The organism is Rhizobium sp. 9140, assembly GCF_900067135.1.
Taxonomy (GTDB): Bacteria; Pseudomonadota; Alphaproteobacteria; order Rhizobiales; family Rhizobiaceae; genus Ferranicluibacter.
This window is the reverse complement of record NZ_FJUR01000001.1, coordinates 457,945-474,402: the sequence shown is the minus strand read 5'-3', so window position 1 is coordinate 474,402 and position 16,458 is coordinate 457,945. Positions and strand designations below refer to the sequence as shown.

Below are 16,458 nucleotides of genomic sequence, written 5' to 3'. Positions count from 1 at the left end.
TTGGTCGGTATGAACCTGTCAGACAGCGATCGCAGCCTTCTCGCACTGCTCAGCGAGAATGCGCGCATGCCGACGGCCGTGCTGGCGCGAAAGCTCGGGCTCTCGCGGACCACCGTGCAGGCACGGCTGGAGCGGCTGGAGCGGGACGGGGTGATCACCGGCTATGGCGTGCGTCTCTCAAGCGATTACGAGCGTGGGCTGGTGCGGGCGCATATCCTTATCACTCTTGCAGCTCGAGCGTTGCCACGGGTGACACGCGATCTGGAAGCGATGCAGGCGGTGCGCATCGTCCATTCGGTCAGCGGCAGCTTCGATCTGATCGCCATCGTCGAAGCGGCGTCGATCAGCGCGCTCGACCTCGTCATCGACCGGATCGGGACGATCGAGGGGGTAGAGAAGACCTTGTCGTCGATCGTGCTCTCGACGCGGATCAGCCGCTGACACGATATCTTGGCTTCCGGCCGCAGCCCGTAATCCCGCATGAAAAAAGCCGCGTCCCGTGCAGGACGCGGCTTTCGGACTGTTGATACGGCAGACCTTACTTGACGGTTTTTGCGCGTTCGATCGCTTCGACGATCAGCTGGCGTGCGACGGTTGCGTCCTTCCAGCCGAAGATCTTGACCCACTTGCCGGGCTCCAGATCCTTGTAGTGTTCGAAGAAGTGCTCGATCTGCTGCAGGGTGATTTCCGGCAGGTCGGTATATTCCTTGACCTTGTCGTAACGCTTGGTCAGGTGCGCGCTCGGTACGGCGATGATCTTCTCGTCCTTGCCGGAATTGTCTTCCATCATCATCACGCCGATCGGGCGGACGTTGATGACACAGCCTGGAACGAGCGGGCGCGTGCTGGCGATGAGGACGTCGATGGGGTCGCCATCGTCGGACAGCGTATGCGGCACGAAGCCGTAATTGCCCGGATAGGTCATCGGCGTGTAGAGAAAACGATCAACGACGAGCGTGCCGGCTTCCTTGTCCATCTCGTACTTGATCGGATGGCCGCCAACGGGAACCTCCACGATGACGTTGATGTCTTCCGGCGGATTCTTTCCGATCGAGATTGCGTCAATACGCATGAAGCCTCCATGCTTCTGAAGTGGGACTGACGTCCGATAAAGCCAAACCTGCCGTTGTGCAATATCAGCGGCGCTCTGAAGCGTTCATTTGTAGGCAAAGAGGTTAAAGAGCGACCATTTATCGATTTTAGAGCTTTGTCGGCAGCGCGCATCAGCTCCAGACATAGCCGATCTTCTTCAGGCTCTTTCCGCCGAAATCCTCCATGCCTTCGCAGGCGTCGCGGCCGCCGGCATTGCGAAAGAAGCGATCCGCCTGCGCGCTGTCCTCCAGGCACCAGACGACGAGACCGCGACAGCCGAGCGATTTCAAGAGGCTGCTTGCCTCGCCGAAGAGAATGCGGCCAAGGCCGATGCCTTGATATTCCGGGCGGAAATAGATTTCGTAGACCTCACCTTCCTGCGGCAGAGCGCGGGAACGGGACAGGCCGAGCGTTGCATAGCCGGCAATGACGCCGGCGACTTCGATAATGAGAAGGGTGGAAGGCCCGCCGGTTGCCTTGCGCCACCAGTCCGCATTGCGGCGATCGACCATCTCGTTCAGCGGGCGATGTGGGATCAGGCCGGAATAGGTGTGCAGCCAGGAAAGACGGTGAACCTGCGAGATTTCGGCGGCGTCTCTCGGCAGGCCGGGGCGCACTTCGATAGACAATGTCTTCATGTTTCGCGTGTCGACCCTGTCCGTCCCATCTTCGTCACGCCGTGGCATCATGCCCGGCAGAGACGAAATTAACGGTATTTTAACGAGATCGGCAAGCGCGAATTCGCGTCGCACACAGAAGCATCGCTCGGATGATGGCCTGCCAAAGGCGAAGGGAGCACGTCGCGAGGGGTGCCTGTCGCCACGGTTCACAAGGTGTGATCAAAAATTCGCTTCGACGCTGCACATCGGCGTTGGCGGGCGGAACTTTTATGAAAAGCAGGCGTTATGAAACGTCCGATCGACTGGCCAAGCACCCGGCCGGACCCAGATCGAACCGATGTCCATCCGCTTGGCGTCGTCTCATACAACGGAAGTAGGGCGTCTCGATTGCAGGTCAAGTCTTTCACCATCGCAATGCGTTTCCCCAAAGCCCAGCCCGGAGGCACGGTCGCGTGCCCGTCATGGAGTAGCCGATGAAAAATCTTTCTGCAGACAGGCGCATGATCAAGATTGCCATGGCGGCTCCCTATCTGGAGCGTGGCGAGGAGCAGCTTCTGGCGCAGGCCTGGAAGGACAATCAGGATCAAGATGCGCGCAACAAGATAGCCATGGCGCATATGCGTCTGGTGATCTCCATGGCCGCCAAATTCCGGCATTTTGGCCTGCCGATGAGCGATCTGGTTCAGGAGGGCCATATCGGTCTTCTGGAAGCCGCAGCTCGGTTCGAGCCCAGCCGCGATGTTCGCTTCTCGACCTACGCAACATGGTGGATCCGTGCTTCTATGCAGGATTATGTCCTGCGCAACTGGTCGATCGTCCGCGGCGGGACCTCCTCGGCCCAGAAGGCGCTCTTCTTCAACCTGCGCCGCCTGCGCGCCAAGCTTGCTCAGGGCAACAGTCAGCTGACCGCTCGTGCGGTTCACGAAGAAATCGCCTCGGCCCTCGGTGTCAGCCTTGCGGACGTCCAGACAATGGATGCACGTCTCTCCGGTAGCGATTCGTCTCTACAGGCTCCCATCTCTTCAGGTGACGCCGACAGCGGCGAACGCCTCGACCTTTTGGCCTGCGCCGCACCCCTGCCGGACGAGCAGGTCACGGACATGATCGATCAGGAACGCCGCAAGAACTGGCTCGGCCATGCGCTGGAGCAGTTGAACGATCGCGAAATGAAGATCATCCGCGCCCGCCGACTGTCGGAAGACAGCGCGACACTCGAAGAACTCGGCGCCGATCTCGGAATTTCCAAGGAACGCGTCCGCCAGATCGAGACACGCGCACTGGAAAAGCTGAAGGTGGCGCTGGTCGCACAAGCTCCTGAACTCGCGCTGACGGCCCACTGAGGTCGGTCTACACAGACGCGTACGAAAAAGCCCGCCACACCGGCGGGCTTTTTCGTGTCTGCCTCGGATATTGGTCTACTCCGAAATGATCTTGATGCGGTCGCCAGGCTTGATGGTCGAGGTGATCTGCAGGGCGTTGATCAGGCGAAAGAGATCGAGCTTGCGGTCGGTGCCCATCATGCGGGCAGACAAGGTCGCAAGCGTATCGCCGGGACCGACAGTGATCACGCGGATGCGGAGCGGCTTGAGGGCTGCGGCCTCCTGCGGGCTCATGCGACGGAAGGATTTGCGCAGCACGTCGGCCGTTGGCTCCAGCGAGGGCATGCCTTTGGGCACGGCCGTAAGGAACCGGTAGATCTGGGTGTCGATGCGCAGCACCGTCACGTCGAAATCCCAACGCTCTGCAGACGCGCGCGCGGTTGCGGCTTCCAGACCATTGATGGTGATGGCGTGGATCGTTTCGGGCTGAAGGCCGGTCACCCAGCCGCTCGCGATATAGTCAGTCAGGCTGCGACGCTGGGTGTCGGCCACGCCATCGAAGCGGATGGCGATCTCGCCGGGGCCGGTGGCGAGCACCGCTTCCGCCTTGTTGTCGATCTGGAAGCCGGCCGGCACATCGAAGCGAATGCCGAGCTTGCCATGCAGGAAGGTCTGTCCGCGGACATAGCCCTCCTGCGGGCTGTCGCCATAGAGCAGGCCGTCGATACCATCGAGGAAATAGTCGCGGCCACGGTCGCCCGTCGTGCCCTCAGGGCCGAAGGCGCGGGCATGGCGGCGGGCGAGTTCCACGCGCTGCGGCGCGTTCGGGTGGCTCGACAGGAAGTCCATGCTCTGGTCGGTGTCCGGATCCACGGAGGAGAAACGGCTATAGGCGGCCATGGCATCGAGAAAGCGTGCGGCGGCATAGGGGTCGTAGCCCGCTTCACCCAGCATGCGCACGCCGATCACGTCGGCCTGAAGCTCCTGATTGCGCGAGAAGGCGGCGAGCCGCAGCTTGCCGCGGGCAAGCGCCTGCTTGCCGGCGAGGTCGCTCGAAAGAACTTCGGAGACGACGCGGCTGGCGATGACTTCGGCTTCCTCGCGCTGCTGGCGCTGGATGCCGTGATTGGCGGTGACGTGCGCCATTTCGTGCGAAAGCACGGCGGCAACCTCGGAGGCGTCGTCGGCGAGCGCCAGCAGGCCGCGCGTGACGTAGAGATAGCCGCCGGGCAAAGCGAACGCGTTGATGGCGGGCGAGTTCAGCAGCGTAATGCGATAGGACTGGTTGGGGTTCTCGGATACAGCCGTCAGCGCGCCGGTGATGCGGGCGACCAGCCGCTCCGTCTTCTCGTCCTTGTATTCGCCGCCATAGCTCGCAACGATTCGCGGATGTTCGCGGGCGCCCATCTGCGCGCGAGGATCGTTCTTCTGGACTTCATCGACGATCTGCGGGGTGGCGGAGGGAGAGACGCTCGGCTCATAGCTCTGCTCGATGGCGCTCTGGCAACCGGCGAGCGCCAGCAGAGCGAGGCCGGCGACGGACGCGCGCAGGGTGCTTGCAATGCCACGGGCCGACAGATGCCCGCCGTTCCGCTCGTTCCGCTCGTTCACCGTCATGCCTCAGCCCATGTTCGCGTCCGGCGGCGTGCCGAACGCTCTTACGGCAGTTCCGGCAGAGCCGCCCTACATCCTGGGAGACGTGCAATCGCCCCGTTTCCCAGAGCCCGATCTAGCCTATTCGTGCCGCCCATGCCTACTGTATAATTCCGCAAAGCCTGGCGGTTTGCGGAAAAAAGCTGTCGCTCTCTGTTGTCCCGTTCCTGTGCCGCGTCGATGCGCGGCTGCCGCTTCGCCCCACCGCGGGTGCCACAGGCGGACGGTCAAATTGTGGCATGCGGTATCAAGGCGGTTCACGGGGCGGGTGAGCGTGCTCCGAGGAAGCGGGCGACAGCTGCTGGTTCGGTCCGACGAAGGAACGCGTCGGACTCTTCGTGGAGGGCGACCTTGCCGTCGCCAAGGAACAGCACGCGATCGGCGAGGCGGCGCACATCGTCGGGATGGTGCGTGACGAGGAGGATCGTGCTGGCTTCCTTCTCCTGCAATACCGCCAGCAGATCCCCCATTTCCTGACGCAGTCCGGGGTCGAGCGCGGCAAAGGGCTCGTCGAGCAGCAGGATCGGGCGTTGGCGCACGAGCGCGCGGGCGAGTGCTACCCGCTGCCGTTCGCCGCCCGACAGCGTCGGCGGCAGGCGGCGTGCGAAGCCTGCAAGCCCCACATCCCGCAGCGCCCGCTCGATCCGCTCGCGATCCTCCCCGTCAAGCTTCAGGGCGGGGCTGATGCCGAGGCCGACATTGGTTGCGACGTCGAGATGGGCGAAGAGATTGTGTTCCTGGAAGATGACCGAGACCGGACGGAGCGCTGGCGGGATCGGTGTCACGTCCTCGCCCAGAATGCTGACGCGGCCTGCGTCCGGCGTCTCGAAGCCGGCGACGAGATTGAGCAGGGTGGATTTGCCGGAGCCGGAGGCGCCGGTGATCGCGGTGATCCTGCCGCTCTCGATCGTGGTATCGAAGAGAAGCGTACGCGGGGCGGAATGGCCGGGGAAGCGGACCGCGACGTTTTCGAGACGGACGGCGATCGTCGGGAGTGTCGTGGTCATGATGCGCGTTTCCTCGGGCTCTCGCGTGCGGTTCCGAGGATGGTGAGGGCGATGCAGACGATGCCGAGGAGGAGGGCGAGGCCGGCAGCGTCCGTGGTGCGGTAGCTGCCCATGCGGCTGTAGAGCAGGTAGGGCAGGGTCACCATATCCTGTGATCCGAACAATGCGACCGCGCCGAGATCGCCCAGAGACAGGGCGCTGGCGAAGGACAGGGCCATCGATAACGGGCGGCGCAGGCCCGGCCAATCCACAAGCACGATGCGGGACCAGCCGGAAATGCCGAGGCTCGTCGTCAGGCGTCCGGTGCGGGCGGCGTGCGTTGCGATGGCAGGTGCCAGCACGCGGGTGACGAAGGGCAGCGCCATCAGCGTGTTGATGAGGGTGATGACGACCGGCGCGAAGCGGGCGACATCGCCGAACGGGCGCAACAGCAGAAACCATCCCGCCCCGATGACGACCGGCGGCACGAGGAGGACCAGCGATGTGCCGGCGGCGACGCTGCCGGAGAAGATATGCGCGAAACGGCCCGGCCGGCGTGGCGAGAGCAGGATCTGGCGCGTCGTAAGCATGACGGTGGCGAGGGCGACCGAAAGAACAGCCGATGCCGCGGCGATGCCGAGGCTGGTCGCTAGCGCCCGGTAGACTTGGGCGTCCGATGCGAGTTTAGCGAGGTCGGAGGCAAGGCCCGAGACAAGGACGGAGACGAGCGGCGCTGCGACGAAGAGGGCTGCGAGCGCGATGACAAGGATATCGGCGAGGATGGCGGTGCGCGACCGGCCATCGAAGCGGCGCACCGGCCGGCCGGTCGTAAAGCCCTCGGTTGCGGGCGGGGTCAGCCAGCGAAGGACGAAGAGGAGCACGGCCGTCACCATGATCTGCAGCGCCGAGAGCGCGATGGCGCGCGGGGGATCGAAGTCGAACCGCAGGGCCTGATAGATCGCGACCTCCAGCGTGCTCGCCGCCGGTCCCCCGCCGAGCGTCAGCACCAGCGTGAAACTGGTGGCGCACAGCATGAAGATAAGGCCGGCGATGCCCGACAGCAGGCCGCGGATAACCGGCCACTCGATGAAGCGGAAGAGCGAAAAGCTGGATATTCCGAGATTGGCAGAGAGGAGCCAGTATTCGCCGGGAATGCGCTCGAGCCCCGACAGCAGCAGTCTGACGGCGAGCGGCATGTTGAAGAAGACATGCGCGACGAGAATGCCGGCGAGCCCATAGATCGCGACGGGCCGGCCAAAATCGAGCATCGCGAACAGATCGTTGACGACGCCTTGCCGTCCCCAGATGCCGACGATGCCGAGGGCTGCGACCAGCGCCGGCAGGCCGAGCGGCAGCGCCATCAGCCGGATGATCCAGATCCGGCCGATAAAGCTTCGGCGCCGGGCAAGCGCCAAGGCCACGGGAATGGCGAAGGCGACTGACAGGAGCGTGGAAAGACCGGCCTGGATGATCGTGGAACGGGCGACGCGCCAGACATAGGCGTCGAAGACAGGGGCGTCGAAGACACCGCTGGTATCCCTCGTGCCCGCCGCCTCACCGGTCGCGGCCAGCGCCAGAGCGAGGATGGCGGCGCCGACGAACAGCGTGATACCGGTGATGCCCGCCACGCCGAGCGCGTGTGTCAGACGGCGATCACGAGCGGCCGGCATGCAGGGGTCAGTTCCGGCTCATGACGGCCAGCCATTCGTCGATCCAGGCCTTGCGGTTCTTGGCGACCTCCTCGGGGCTCATCAGAAAGGTGGTCTTCGGCTGGACCAGCTTTCCGAAAGCCTCCGGCAGCGGTTCGCTGGGGGTTGCCACCGGCATCATCCAGTTGGTCGTGGGCAGGATAGCCTGCGCTTCCGGACCGTCGAGGAAGGCGAGGAAGGCCTTGGCGAGGTCAGGATCGCGCGCGGCCTTCGTCATGCCGGCCACCTCGATCTGGATGTAGTGACCCTCGGCGAAATCGGCCGCCTGATAGCGATCGCTGTTTTCGGCAACCATGTGGTAGGCGGGCGACGTCGTGTAGGACAGAACCATGGGCGCTTCGCCCTTGGTGAAGAGGCCGTAGGCTTCCGACCAGCCGGGGGTGACGGTGAGGATGCGGTCCTTCAGCTTTGCCCAGGCTTCGCCCGATTTTTCGCCATAGACGGATTTTACCCACAGAAGCAGGCCGAGGCCGGGTGTGGAGGTGCGCGGGTCCTCGATGACGATCTTGTCCCTTGCGTCGCCCTCGACCAGTTCCTTCAGGCTCTTCGGCGGTGTCTTCAGCGTCTGCGTGTCGTAGACGAAGGCGAAATGGCCGTAATCATAAGGCACGAAGCTATCGTCCGAAAAGCCGCCGGGAACCTCTAGGGCCGAGGTGTCGAGGCCGTGCGCGGCAAAGAAGCCGGTGGCCTTGGCCTCAGCGACGAGGTTGGTATCGAGGCCGACGACGACGTCCGCCTTGGATGCGGGGCCTTCGAGCTTCAGCCGTGTGAGCAGCTCCACGCCATCGGCGACGCTGACATAGGTCAGCTTGCAATCGCAGGTCTTTTCGAAGCTTTCGGCGATCTTCGGGCCTGGACCCCATTCGCTGGTGAAGCTCTCATAGGTATAGACGGTCAGCGTCTTCGTCTCGGCCGCTTGCGCCCCCGTAAACATGCCCACCGCGAGAAGCAGAGGGACCGTGGTGGTAAAAAGCCATGTGCTGCGCATGCGCGCCTCCTTCAGAATTCGGGTTTCAAGGGGAGTAGCGCTTGCGAGCCGTCTAATCCCTCCGCCGGTGTTAACCGTATCAGGTTCCGCGGGTTGGCTTTCAGCCTCTCAGCCCGTCTTCCCGCGACGAAGGATCGTCGCGCTGGAAAGGCACCCCGTTAGAGCATGCAAAGATCTAGACGCCGTGCCGCCCCTTGGCAAGATCCAAGGTTGCAGGATGCGCGGATGTGAAAGCGCCATGCCGTTCGGGACTTTCGCGCCGTTTGACCTTTGCCTCCGGGGCTGCTTCGCGCTATGGCAGCGCGATGACCGCAACCGCATTCACCATCCTGCTCGGCGGGCCGCTGACGATGACCGACCGGCTGGCCGCGCAACTTGCCGGCACGCGCGTGATCGCCGCCGATGGCGGCATGCGGCACGCGGACGCCATCGGGTTGACACCGGAGCTCTGGGTCGGCGATTTCGACTCGACGCCGGCAGCGCTGATCGCCGCCTGGCCGGACGTACCACGCGAGCCCTATCCGCCGGCCAAGAACGAGACGGACGGCGAGATCGCCGTGGCGGCGGCACTGGAGCGTGGTGCAACGCGGCTCATCCTTGCCGGCGCGCTTGGCGGCGAGCGCAGCGACCATGCCTTCCAGCACCTGTTGCACGGCCTCCACCTTGCCGAGACGGGGCTCGACGTGCTCCTGACCTCGGGCGAGGAGGAAGCGGTGCCGCTGCTGCCCGGCATCACCGAGATGGATTTGCCGAAAGGCTGCCTCTTCTCCGTGCTTGGTCTCGATACACTGAGCGATCTCTCCATTGCGGGCGCGCGCTATTCGCTCGCCCGTTTCGCGGTGCCCTTCGGGTCGTCGCGCACCCTTTCCAACGTGGCGGAAGGACCCGTGCGGCTGACGCTCGGCACGGGCCGCGCGATGCTGCTCGCCCGCCCCCTCGACATGACAGGAGCCTGACCATGGCGCCGCCCATTCTGAAACTCGACGATATCGTTCTCACCTTCGGCGGCACGCCGCTGCTCAACGGCGCGGCGCTGCAGGTGGAGCCGGGCGACCGGATCTGCCTCGTCGGCCGCAACGGCTCCGGCAAATCGACGCTGCTCAAGATCGCCGCCGGGCTGATCGAACCGCAGTCGGGAGAGGTGTTTCGGCATCCCTCGTCCACCGTGCGCTATCTCGAACAGGCGCCCGATTTCGGGGCCTATACCACCGTGCAGGCCTATGCCGAAGCGGGCCTCGGGCCGGGCGACGATCCCTATCGGGTAACCTATCTTCTCTCGCACCTGGGCTTAAGCGGCGAGGAGAACCCGAACGATCTCTCCGGCGGCGAGGCGCGCCGCGCGGCACTCGCCCGGGTGCTGGCGCCCGAGCCCGACATTCTCATGCTCGACGAGCCGACCAACCATCTCGACCTGCCGACCATCGAGTGGCTGGAAGGCGAGCTGCAGAAGACGCGCAGCGCCCTCATCCTCATTTCGCACGACCGTCGCTTTCTGGAGAAGGTCTCGACCGCGACCGTCTGGCTCGATCGCGGCACCTCGCGCCGGCTCGACCGCGGGTTTGGCCAGTTCGAAGCCTGGCGCGACCAGGTGCTGGAGCAGGAGGAACTGGAGCAGCACAAGCTCGGCAAGCAGATCGAGCGGGAAGAGCACTGGCTGCGCTATGGCGTGACCGCCCGGCGCAAGCGCAACATGCGCCGCCTCGGCGCGTTGCAGGATCTGCGCTCCAACTACCGCGGCCACAAGGGACCGCAGGGTTCCGTGCAGGCGAGCGTCTCCGATGCGCAGGAGTCCGGCAAGCTGGTGATCGAGGCGGAGAAGATCACCAAGGCCTATGGCGAACGCATCATCGTTGCGCCCTTCTCCATCCGGGTGCACCGGGGCGACTGCATCGGTCTCGTCGGCCCGAACGGGGCCGGCAAGACCACGCTTCTGAAGATGCTGACCGGCCAGCTGAAGCCCGACGACGGCAAGGTGAAGCTCGGCACCAATCTCGAGATCGCCACGCTCGACCAGAAGCGCGAGGATCTGAACCTCGAGGATACGCTGGCCAACTACCTGACCGACGGTCGCGGCGAGACGCTGCTCGTCAATGGCGAGCAGCGGCATGTGACCGGCTACATGAAGGAGTTTCTGTTCCAGCCGGAGCAGGCGCGCACGCCGATCAAGAACCTTTCCGGTGGCGAGCGAGCCCGGCTCATGCTGGCGCGCATCCTGTCGCGCCCGACGAACCTCCTGATCCTCGACGAACCGACCAACGACCTCGACATCGAGACGCTCGACCTGTTGCAGGAGATCGTCGCGGGCTTTGCCGGCACCGTCATCCTCGTCAGCCATGATCGCGACTTCCTCGACCGCACGGTGACCTCCACCATCGCGCCGGCCGACCCGGAAGCGCCGGATGGCCGCTGGATCGAATATGCCGGCGGCTATTCCGACATGATGGTGCAGCGCAAGGGCGTGGCGGACGAGCGCAAGCGTGCCGAAAAGGCTGAGAAGGCCCGCCAGACCGGTGCCGCTTCGTCCTCCGGTGCCGGCATCGGCAAACCGGCCAAGGGAAAGCTCTCCTTCAAGCAGAAGTTCGCACTGGAGAACCTGCCGAAGGAGATGGAGAAGGCGCAAGGCGAGATCGCCAAGCGCGAGGCCGAGATGGCCGACCCGAAGCTCTTCACCAAGAACCCGGCCCGCTTCGCAGCGCTCGCCGCCGAGCTTGAGAAGCTGCGCGCTTCGATCGAGACAATGGAAGGCGAATGGCTGGAGCTGGAAATGCTGCGCGAGGAACTGGAAGGCTAAAGACCCCGCAGCGTCCTTGATGCGCGTCATCCTTGATTCGTGGGGGCATCGGGTCTATGACTTGCGGCGTGGTGATTTGGCCGGCCGGCTTGCAGCCACGTTAAACAAGTCGCTAAAGGGCCGTGGGATGATGTTTCGCCCGCACCCCTCCATTTCGGCCGGTGTCGTTATTCCGAGTGAAGCCGATGCCCATCAAGATACCCGATACGCTGCCCGCCTTTGAAACCCTCGTTTCCGAGGGCGTGCGGGTGATGACCGAAACGGCCGCCATCCGTCAGGATATCCGGCCGCTGCAGATCGGGCTGCTCAACCTCATGCCGAACAAGATCAAGACCGAGGTGCAGATGGCGCGCCTCGTCGGCGCTTCCCCCCTGCAGGTGCAGTTCACGCTGATCCGTCTCGGCAGCCACAAGGCGAAGAACACGTCCGAGGATCACCTGCTCGCCTTCTACGAGACGTTCGAGGATGTCCGTGAGCGGCATTTCGACGGGCTGATCATCACCGGCGCGCCGGTGGAGCTGCTGCCCTTCGAGGAGGTCACCTACTGGGATGAGATGCAGCAGATCTTCGACTGGACGCACACCCATGTCCATTCCACGCTCAACATCTGCTGGGGTGCAATGGCGGCGATCTATCATTTCCATGGCGTGCCGAAGCATGCGCTGCGCGAGAAGGCCTTTGGCGTCTATCGTCACCATAATCTCAACCCGTCTTCGGTCTATCTCAGCGGCTTTTCCGACGATTTCCAGATTCCGGTGTCGCGCTGGACCGAGGTGCGCCGCGAGGATATCGAGACGGTGCCGGGGCTGGAGATCCTGATGGAGTCCGACGAGATGGGTGTCTGCTTCGTGCACGAGAAGGCCGGCAACCGTCTTTATGTGTTCAACCATGTGGAATATGATTCGACGTCCCTTTCGGACGAGTATTTCCGCGACGTGAATGCCGGCGTGCCGATCAAGATGCCGTACAATTATTTCCCCCACAACGATCCTGACCTGCCGCCGCAGAACCGCTGGCGCAGCCATGCGCATCTGCTGTTCGGCAACTGGATCAATGATATCTACCAGACCACGCCCTACGAGCTGGCGGAGATTGGCAAGGGGCGTTGAGGTTTGCGCGCGCTGGTAAAAGCGCGCTGAAGACTCCGCGATCGACGCGGGAATACGACGAGGTCGGCGGTGCCTGTGGCGCTGCGACCGGACAAGAGCGAGGACCATATCTTGACCAGCAGCACAGCCATGGAGATTTTCGGCCATCTGAAGACGGGCGAACCCGTGCACCGCGTGACGATCCGCGGTGGCGGGCTGACCGCGAACGTCATGTCGTGGGGTGCTGTCATTCAGGACCTGCGGCTCGAGGGGCATCAGCCGCCGCTGGTGCTGGGCTTCGAGGCGTTCGACGATTATCCGGCCCACTCCTCCTATTTCGGCGCGACGCCCGGTCGGTCGGCCAACCGCATCGGTCACGGACGCTTTACGATCGACGGCGAGGACTTTCAGCTTGAGTTGAACGAGAAGGGCGTGACGCATCTCCATGGCGGTAGCGACGGTATCGCCAAGCGTCTTTGGACGATCGTCGATGTCACCGAGGATTCCGTTTCGCTGAAGATCGTCGATCCCGCGGGTCGCGCCGGCTATCCCGGTACCTGCGAAATCCATGCGACCTACCGGCTTTCCGGCCATGGCTGCCTCAGCGTCACCTATACGGCGACGACGGACACCCCGACGATCGCCAATCTCTGCCAGCACACCTATTTCAACCTCGATGGGCGTGCCGACACGCTCGGCCACGACATCATGATCGCCGCCGATCACTACCTGCCGACGAACGAGCAGCAGATCCCGACCGGCGAGATCGCCCCGGTCGACGGCACGGTGTTCGACCTGCGCCAGATGTCGTCCATGCGCCGGCAGACCGAGGGCGAGAAGGTGCTTTACGACCATAATTTCTGCCTCTCGCCGGAGCGCGGCCCCAAGCGGTCCGCGGCCCTTGTTCGCAGCATCGATTCAGGCGTTGCGCTTGAGGTCCGCACGACGGAGCCCGGCGTGCAGTTCTATTCCGGCTTCAAGCTGAACACGCCTGTTCCGGGCCTCGAAGGCTGCACCTACGGGCCGTTTGCAGGCTTCTGCCTGGAAACCCAGATCTGGCCGGACGCCGTCAACCACGAGGGCTTCCCGAACGCCATCCTGCGCCCCGGCGAAACGCTGCGTCAGGAAACGGACTATATCTTCTCGAAGAGCTGATGATGTGCGGAGTGCGTCCATCCGGGCGCACTCCGGTTTCCGATGCGCTGCCGATCATCTGTGAAGACGGTCGGTTTCGGGGACGTCCGCTGCCGGCTTCGCTTGGGAACAAGGCACTTTTCACGACAGCATCGCCCACAAATGCCGGCATCTCACAGCGCACGAGCACAGCAGAGATCGTCGCAGATCACGGCGTCGCAAAGCCGTAGATATGCGCTAATTTTTCATAATGTCTTTATTAGGAAAAATGGAGCGGGTGAAGCGATTCGAACGCTCGACCCCAACCTTGGCAAGGTTGTGCTCTACCCCTGAGCTACACCCGCTCATCAACCAAGGTCCGGGGGTAGTCGGTGGACCGTGGCGTCGCCGTTTTCGTTGGCGACGGGCGCTATATCGCTCAGCCGATTTGGAAATGCAACAGGGAAATGACGGGCGTGGAAAAAATTTGCCGAGATTTCTTCTAAATAGTTGAATTTACATGATTTTTACTGATGATTTTTTGCTGGACCGGATGTGGCGGGCGTCGCGGTTTTGTGACGGAAGACCTTTCAGACGTGTCTCAGCGATTGCGTCTCGTGTCTGCGCTTCGTAATCACATGGGGCGCAGAGACAGGAGCCCAAGACATGACGGACGTGCAGCCGAAGACGGCAGAGGATCTTTTCCGCTTTCTCGACGATCTCGGGATCGCCCACCAGACGAAGCGACATGCACCGGTGTTCACCGTGGCCGAATCGGTATCGCTCCGCGACGAGATTCCCGGCGGGCATACGAAGAACCTGTTCGTGAAGGATAAGAAGGACAATTACTTCCTCTTGACGGTGGAGGAGCATGCGACGGTCGATTTGAAAACCGTGCACACGCTGATCGGTGCCGCGAGCAAGGTCTCCTTCGGCAAGCCGGAGAAGCTGATGGAATATCTAGGCGTCATTTCCGGTGCCGTGACCGCGCTCGGCGTCATCAACGACCATGCCCAAGCCGTCACGCTGGTGCTGGATGCGGACCTGATGCGCGAGGAGATCGTCAACTGCCATCCGCTGACGAACGACGCCACGACATCGCTGGCGTCGAGGGACCTCATCCGCTTTGCCGAGGCGACCGGGCATGTGCCGCTTGTCTTGAAAGTCACGGCCTGACATACGATCTTTGAGGGCAGTCGCCGGAGCGCATCCGGCCAAGACGAGGATCGGGGCTGCGCAGGGTCCCCGCAAGGAGCATTCGATGAGCGGCAACAATCCCTATTCCGGTTCCTACGGCAGCCAGATGAGCGCGACGGCCACCTATGGCGGCGCGCCGGCGACAGTGTCGCCATCGCCTGCCGCCGTTGCGCCCGCAGTCGGGTCTGCTGGCGGGGGCGCACTGATCTCAGACACGACGACGGCGACCTTTGCCCGCGACGTGCTGGAGGCCTCTCGTGGCCTGCCGGTGCTGGTCGATTTCTGGGCGCCCTGGTGCGGCCCCTGCAAGCAGCTGACGCCGATCATCGAGAAGGTGGTGACGGAAGCGGGCGGGCGCGTGAAGCTCGTCAAGATGAACATCGACGATCACCCTTCGATCGCCGGCCAGCTCGGCATCCAGTCCATTCCCGCCGTTGTCGCCTTCGTTGACGGTCGTCCGGCAGATGGTTTCATGGGTGCCGTTCCGGAAAGCCAGATCCGGGCCTTTATCGAGAAGATCGCAGGCCCCATGATCGACGATCAGGCAGCCGAGATCGAAGCCGCACTTGCCGAAGCGAAGCAGCTGCTGGACACGGGCGATCTGCAGAATGCCGGGGGCATCTTCGCCTCCGTGCTTCAGGTCGAGCCGGAAAGCCTGCCGGCGCGCGCGGGGCTTGCCGAGGTGATGATCGCTTCGGACGCGCTCGATCAGGCGCGGGAGATCCTCTCCGAACTCTCCGACGAACAGAAGGTCGATCCGCAGGTCTCCGCGCTCCTCAAGCGAATCGAACAGATCGACGAAGCACGCAAGCTGGGCGATCCCAAGGCGCTGGAAGCAGCCCTTCTTGCCAATCCCGACGATCATGCAGCCCGGCTGAACCTTGCCAAGATCCGCAATGTGGAGGGCGACCGACAGACGGCGGCCGAGCACCTGCTGACGATCATGCGCCGCGACCGCGCGTTTGAAGACGACGGCGCCCGACGGGCGCTGGTCGAATTCTTCGAGGTCTGGGGTCCTGCCGATCCGGCAACGCTGTCTGCGCGTCGCAAGATGTCGGCCATCCTGTTCTCGTGAACTTTTTCGCGCCGGAGCCGTTTCCTCCGGTTCGACATGCCGCATCCCCAGCCATGTTTCCCGCTTGAGATTTCCGGCAAGCGCACCATGTCATCCCTTAATGCGAGGCGGACGGGCCGATGATCGGTCCGTTGCCCGAGATACGGCGGAGTTTGCCTGAGATGCAGGTCGGAAATGCACGTTATCTGAAGCCGAGGGATATCCCGGATGTCATTCCGGTGTTTCCGCTGACCGGCGTTCTGCTGCTGCCGGGCTCGCAGCTGCCGCTCAACATCTTCGAGCCGCGCTACCTCGCCATGTTCGACGATGCCCTCTGCGGCAACCGCCTGATTGGCATGGTGCAACCCTCGCTGACCGATCACAGCGAGAACAGCCAGGCGCTATGCCAGGTGGGCTGCGTCGGCCGCATCACGTCGTTCGCCGAAATGGAGGACGGGCGCTACATCACCTCGCTGACCGGCATCTGCCGCTTCCGCTTGTTTGACGAGATGCACCCGGTGAAGGGTTACCGGACCTTCAAGATCACGCCGTTTGCCGGCGATCTCACGGAATCCGAGGATGAGGCGCAGGTGGATCGCGAAGCGCTGCTGGCCGCCTTCAAGGCCTATCTCGACACCAACAAGCTGGAAGCCGACTGGGAGAGCGTGGAACGTGCTGGCAACACGACGCTGGTCAACTCCATGGCGATGATGCTGCCCTACGGCCCGGCCGAAAAGCAGGCGCTGCTGGAAGCGCAGGACCTGAAGACGCGGGCCGACACGCTGATCGCGATCACCGAGATCGTGCTGGCGAAGACCTTCGGCGACATCGAAACCATGCTGCAATAG

The 16,458-nt window shown here is 63.4% G+C and carries 15 protein-coding genes, 1 tRNA gene and 2 riboswitches; of the genes, 9 read left to right on the top strand and 7 right to left on the bottom strand.

The features are described 5' to 3' along the window. Positions 1-9: 9 nt before the first annotated feature. Positions 10-441 carry an Lrp/AsnC family transcriptional regulator gene (locus tag GA0004734_RS02185; protein ID WP_092935786.1) on the top strand — a complete coding sequence of 144 codons (432 nt, stop codon included), beginning with the start codon at positions 10-12 and terminating at the stop codon, positions 439-441. A 97-nt stretch (positions 442-538) separates the two neighbouring features. Here GA0004734_RS02185 and ppa read toward each other — a convergent pair whose 3' ends face one another. Both ppa and GA0004734_RS02175 read right to left on the bottom strand, forming a co-directional pair. Next, positions 539-1,072 carry an inorganic diphosphatase gene (ppa, locus tag GA0004734_RS02180; protein ID WP_092930802.1) on the bottom strand — a complete coding sequence of 178 codons (534 nt, stop codon included), beginning with the start codon at positions 1,070-1,072 and terminating at the stop codon, positions 539-541. A 151-nt stretch (positions 1,073-1,223) separates the two neighbouring features. Further along, positions 1,224-1,730 carry a GNAT family N-acetyltransferase gene (locus GA0004734_RS02175; protein ID WP_092930800.1) on the bottom strand — a complete coding sequence of 169 codons (507 nt, stop codon included), beginning with the start codon at positions 1,728-1,730 and terminating at the stop codon, positions 1,224-1,226. Between the two features lie 455 nt (positions 1,731-2,185). On the opposite strand from GA0004734_RS02175, the gene GA0004734_RS02170 reads away from it, so the two are divergent. Further along, the gene (locus tag GA0004734_RS02170; RefSeq protein WP_092930798.1) at positions 2,186-3,052 is read left to right on the top strand and encodes an RNA polymerase factor sigma-32; all 867 of its coding nucleotides are present in this window, start codon (positions 2,186-2,188) and stop codon (positions 3,050-3,052) included. A gap of 75 nt (positions 3,053-3,127) precedes the next feature. On the opposite strand, the gene GA0004734_RS02165 is transcribed toward GA0004734_RS02170, so the two are convergent. From GA0004734_RS02165 to thiB, 4 genes are all read right to left on the bottom strand, one after another. After that, positions 3,128-4,648 (bottom strand): M48 family metalloprotease, encoded by a 1,521-nt coding sequence (locus GA0004734_RS02165; protein ID WP_245292319.1) that lies wholly within the window; start codon positions 4,646-4,648, stop codon positions 3,128-3,130. Between the two features lie 293 nt (positions 4,649-4,941). Further along, positions 4,942-5,691: a thiamine ABC transporter ATP-binding protein gene (gene thiQ / locus GA0004734_RS02160; protein ID WP_092930796.1), complete on the bottom strand. Its 750-nt coding sequence runs from the start codon at positions 5,689-5,691 to the stop codon at positions 4,942-4,944. Beyond that, complete coding sequence (gene thiP, locus GA0004734_RS02155; protein ID WP_092930794.1) at positions 5,688-7,340, bottom strand: thiamine/thiamine pyrophosphate ABC transporter permease ThiP; 1,653 nt, start codon at positions 7,338-7,340, stop codon at positions 5,688-5,690. The genes thiQ and thiP overlap by 4 nt, the downstream gene beginning before the upstream one ends. 7 nt (positions 7,341-7,347) lie before the next feature. After that, a complete protein-coding gene (gene thiB / locus GA0004734_RS02150) occupies positions 7,348-8,313 on the bottom strand; it encodes a thiamine ABC transporter substrate binding subunit (RefSeq protein ID WP_245292464.1) in 966 nt (321 codons plus the stop codon). A 93-nt stretch (positions 8,314-8,406) separates the two neighbouring features. Further along, positions 8,407-8,535, bottom strand: a riboswitch (TPP riboswitch). 137 nt (positions 8,536-8,672) lie between these two features. Here thiB and GA0004734_RS02145 point away from each other — a divergent pair. The 4 genes from GA0004734_RS02145 (at position 8,673) to GA0004734_RS02130 (ending at position 13,401) form a co-directional block, all read left to right on the top strand. After that, positions 8,673-9,323, top strand: a complete 651-nt coding sequence (locus GA0004734_RS02145) for a thiamine diphosphokinase (RefSeq protein WP_092935782.1) — start codon at positions 8,673-8,675, stop codon at positions 9,321-9,323. 2 nt (positions 9,324-9,325) lie between these two features. Continuing rightward, complete coding sequence (locus GA0004734_RS02140) at positions 9,326-11,158, top strand: ABC-F family ATP-binding cassette domain-containing protein (RefSeq protein WP_092930790.1); 1,833 nt, start codon at positions 9,326-9,328, stop codon at positions 11,156-11,158. 58 nt (positions 11,159-11,216) lie between these two features. Continuing rightward, positions 11,217-11,294, top strand: a riboswitch (SAM riboswitch). A 49-nt stretch (positions 11,295-11,343) separates the two neighbouring features. After that, positions 11,344-12,267, top strand: a complete 924-nt coding sequence (gene metA, locus GA0004734_RS02135; protein ID WP_092930788.1) for a homoserine O-acetyltransferase MetA — start codon at positions 11,344-11,346, stop codon at positions 12,265-12,267. Positions 12,268-12,396: 129 nt separating this feature from the next. Beyond that, on the top strand, positions 12,397-13,401 hold the full coding sequence (locus tag GA0004734_RS02130; protein ID WP_092935780.1) for an aldose epimerase family protein: 1,005 nt from the start codon (positions 12,397-12,399) through the stop codon (positions 13,399-13,401). A gap of 248 nt (positions 13,402-13,649) precedes the next feature. Here GA0004734_RS02130 and GA0004734_RS02125 read toward each other — a convergent pair. Beyond that, positions 13,650-13,724 (bottom strand) — tRNA-Gly (locus GA0004734_RS02125). A gap of 301 nt (positions 13,725-14,025) precedes the next feature. Between GA0004734_RS02125 and GA0004734_RS02120 the strand changes: the two genes are divergently transcribed. From GA0004734_RS02120 to GA0004734_RS02110, 3 genes are all read left to right on the top strand, one after another. After that, positions 14,026-14,535 carry a prolyl-tRNA synthetase associated domain-containing protein gene (locus GA0004734_RS02120; protein WP_092930784.1) on the top strand — a complete coding sequence of 170 codons (510 nt, stop codon included), beginning with the start codon at positions 14,026-14,028 and terminating at the stop codon, positions 14,533-14,535. Positions 14,536-14,620: 85 nt separating this feature from the next. Continuing rightward, a complete protein-coding gene (gene trxA, locus GA0004734_RS02115; RefSeq protein WP_092930782.1) occupies positions 14,621-15,631 on the top strand; it encodes a thioredoxin in 1,011 nt (336 codons plus the stop codon). Between the two features lie 161 nt (positions 15,632-15,792). Continuing rightward, positions 15,793-16,458: an LON peptidase substrate-binding domain-containing protein gene (locus GA0004734_RS02110; protein WP_092930780.1), complete on the top strand. Its 666-nt coding sequence runs from the start codon at positions 15,793-15,795 to the stop codon at positions 16,456-16,458.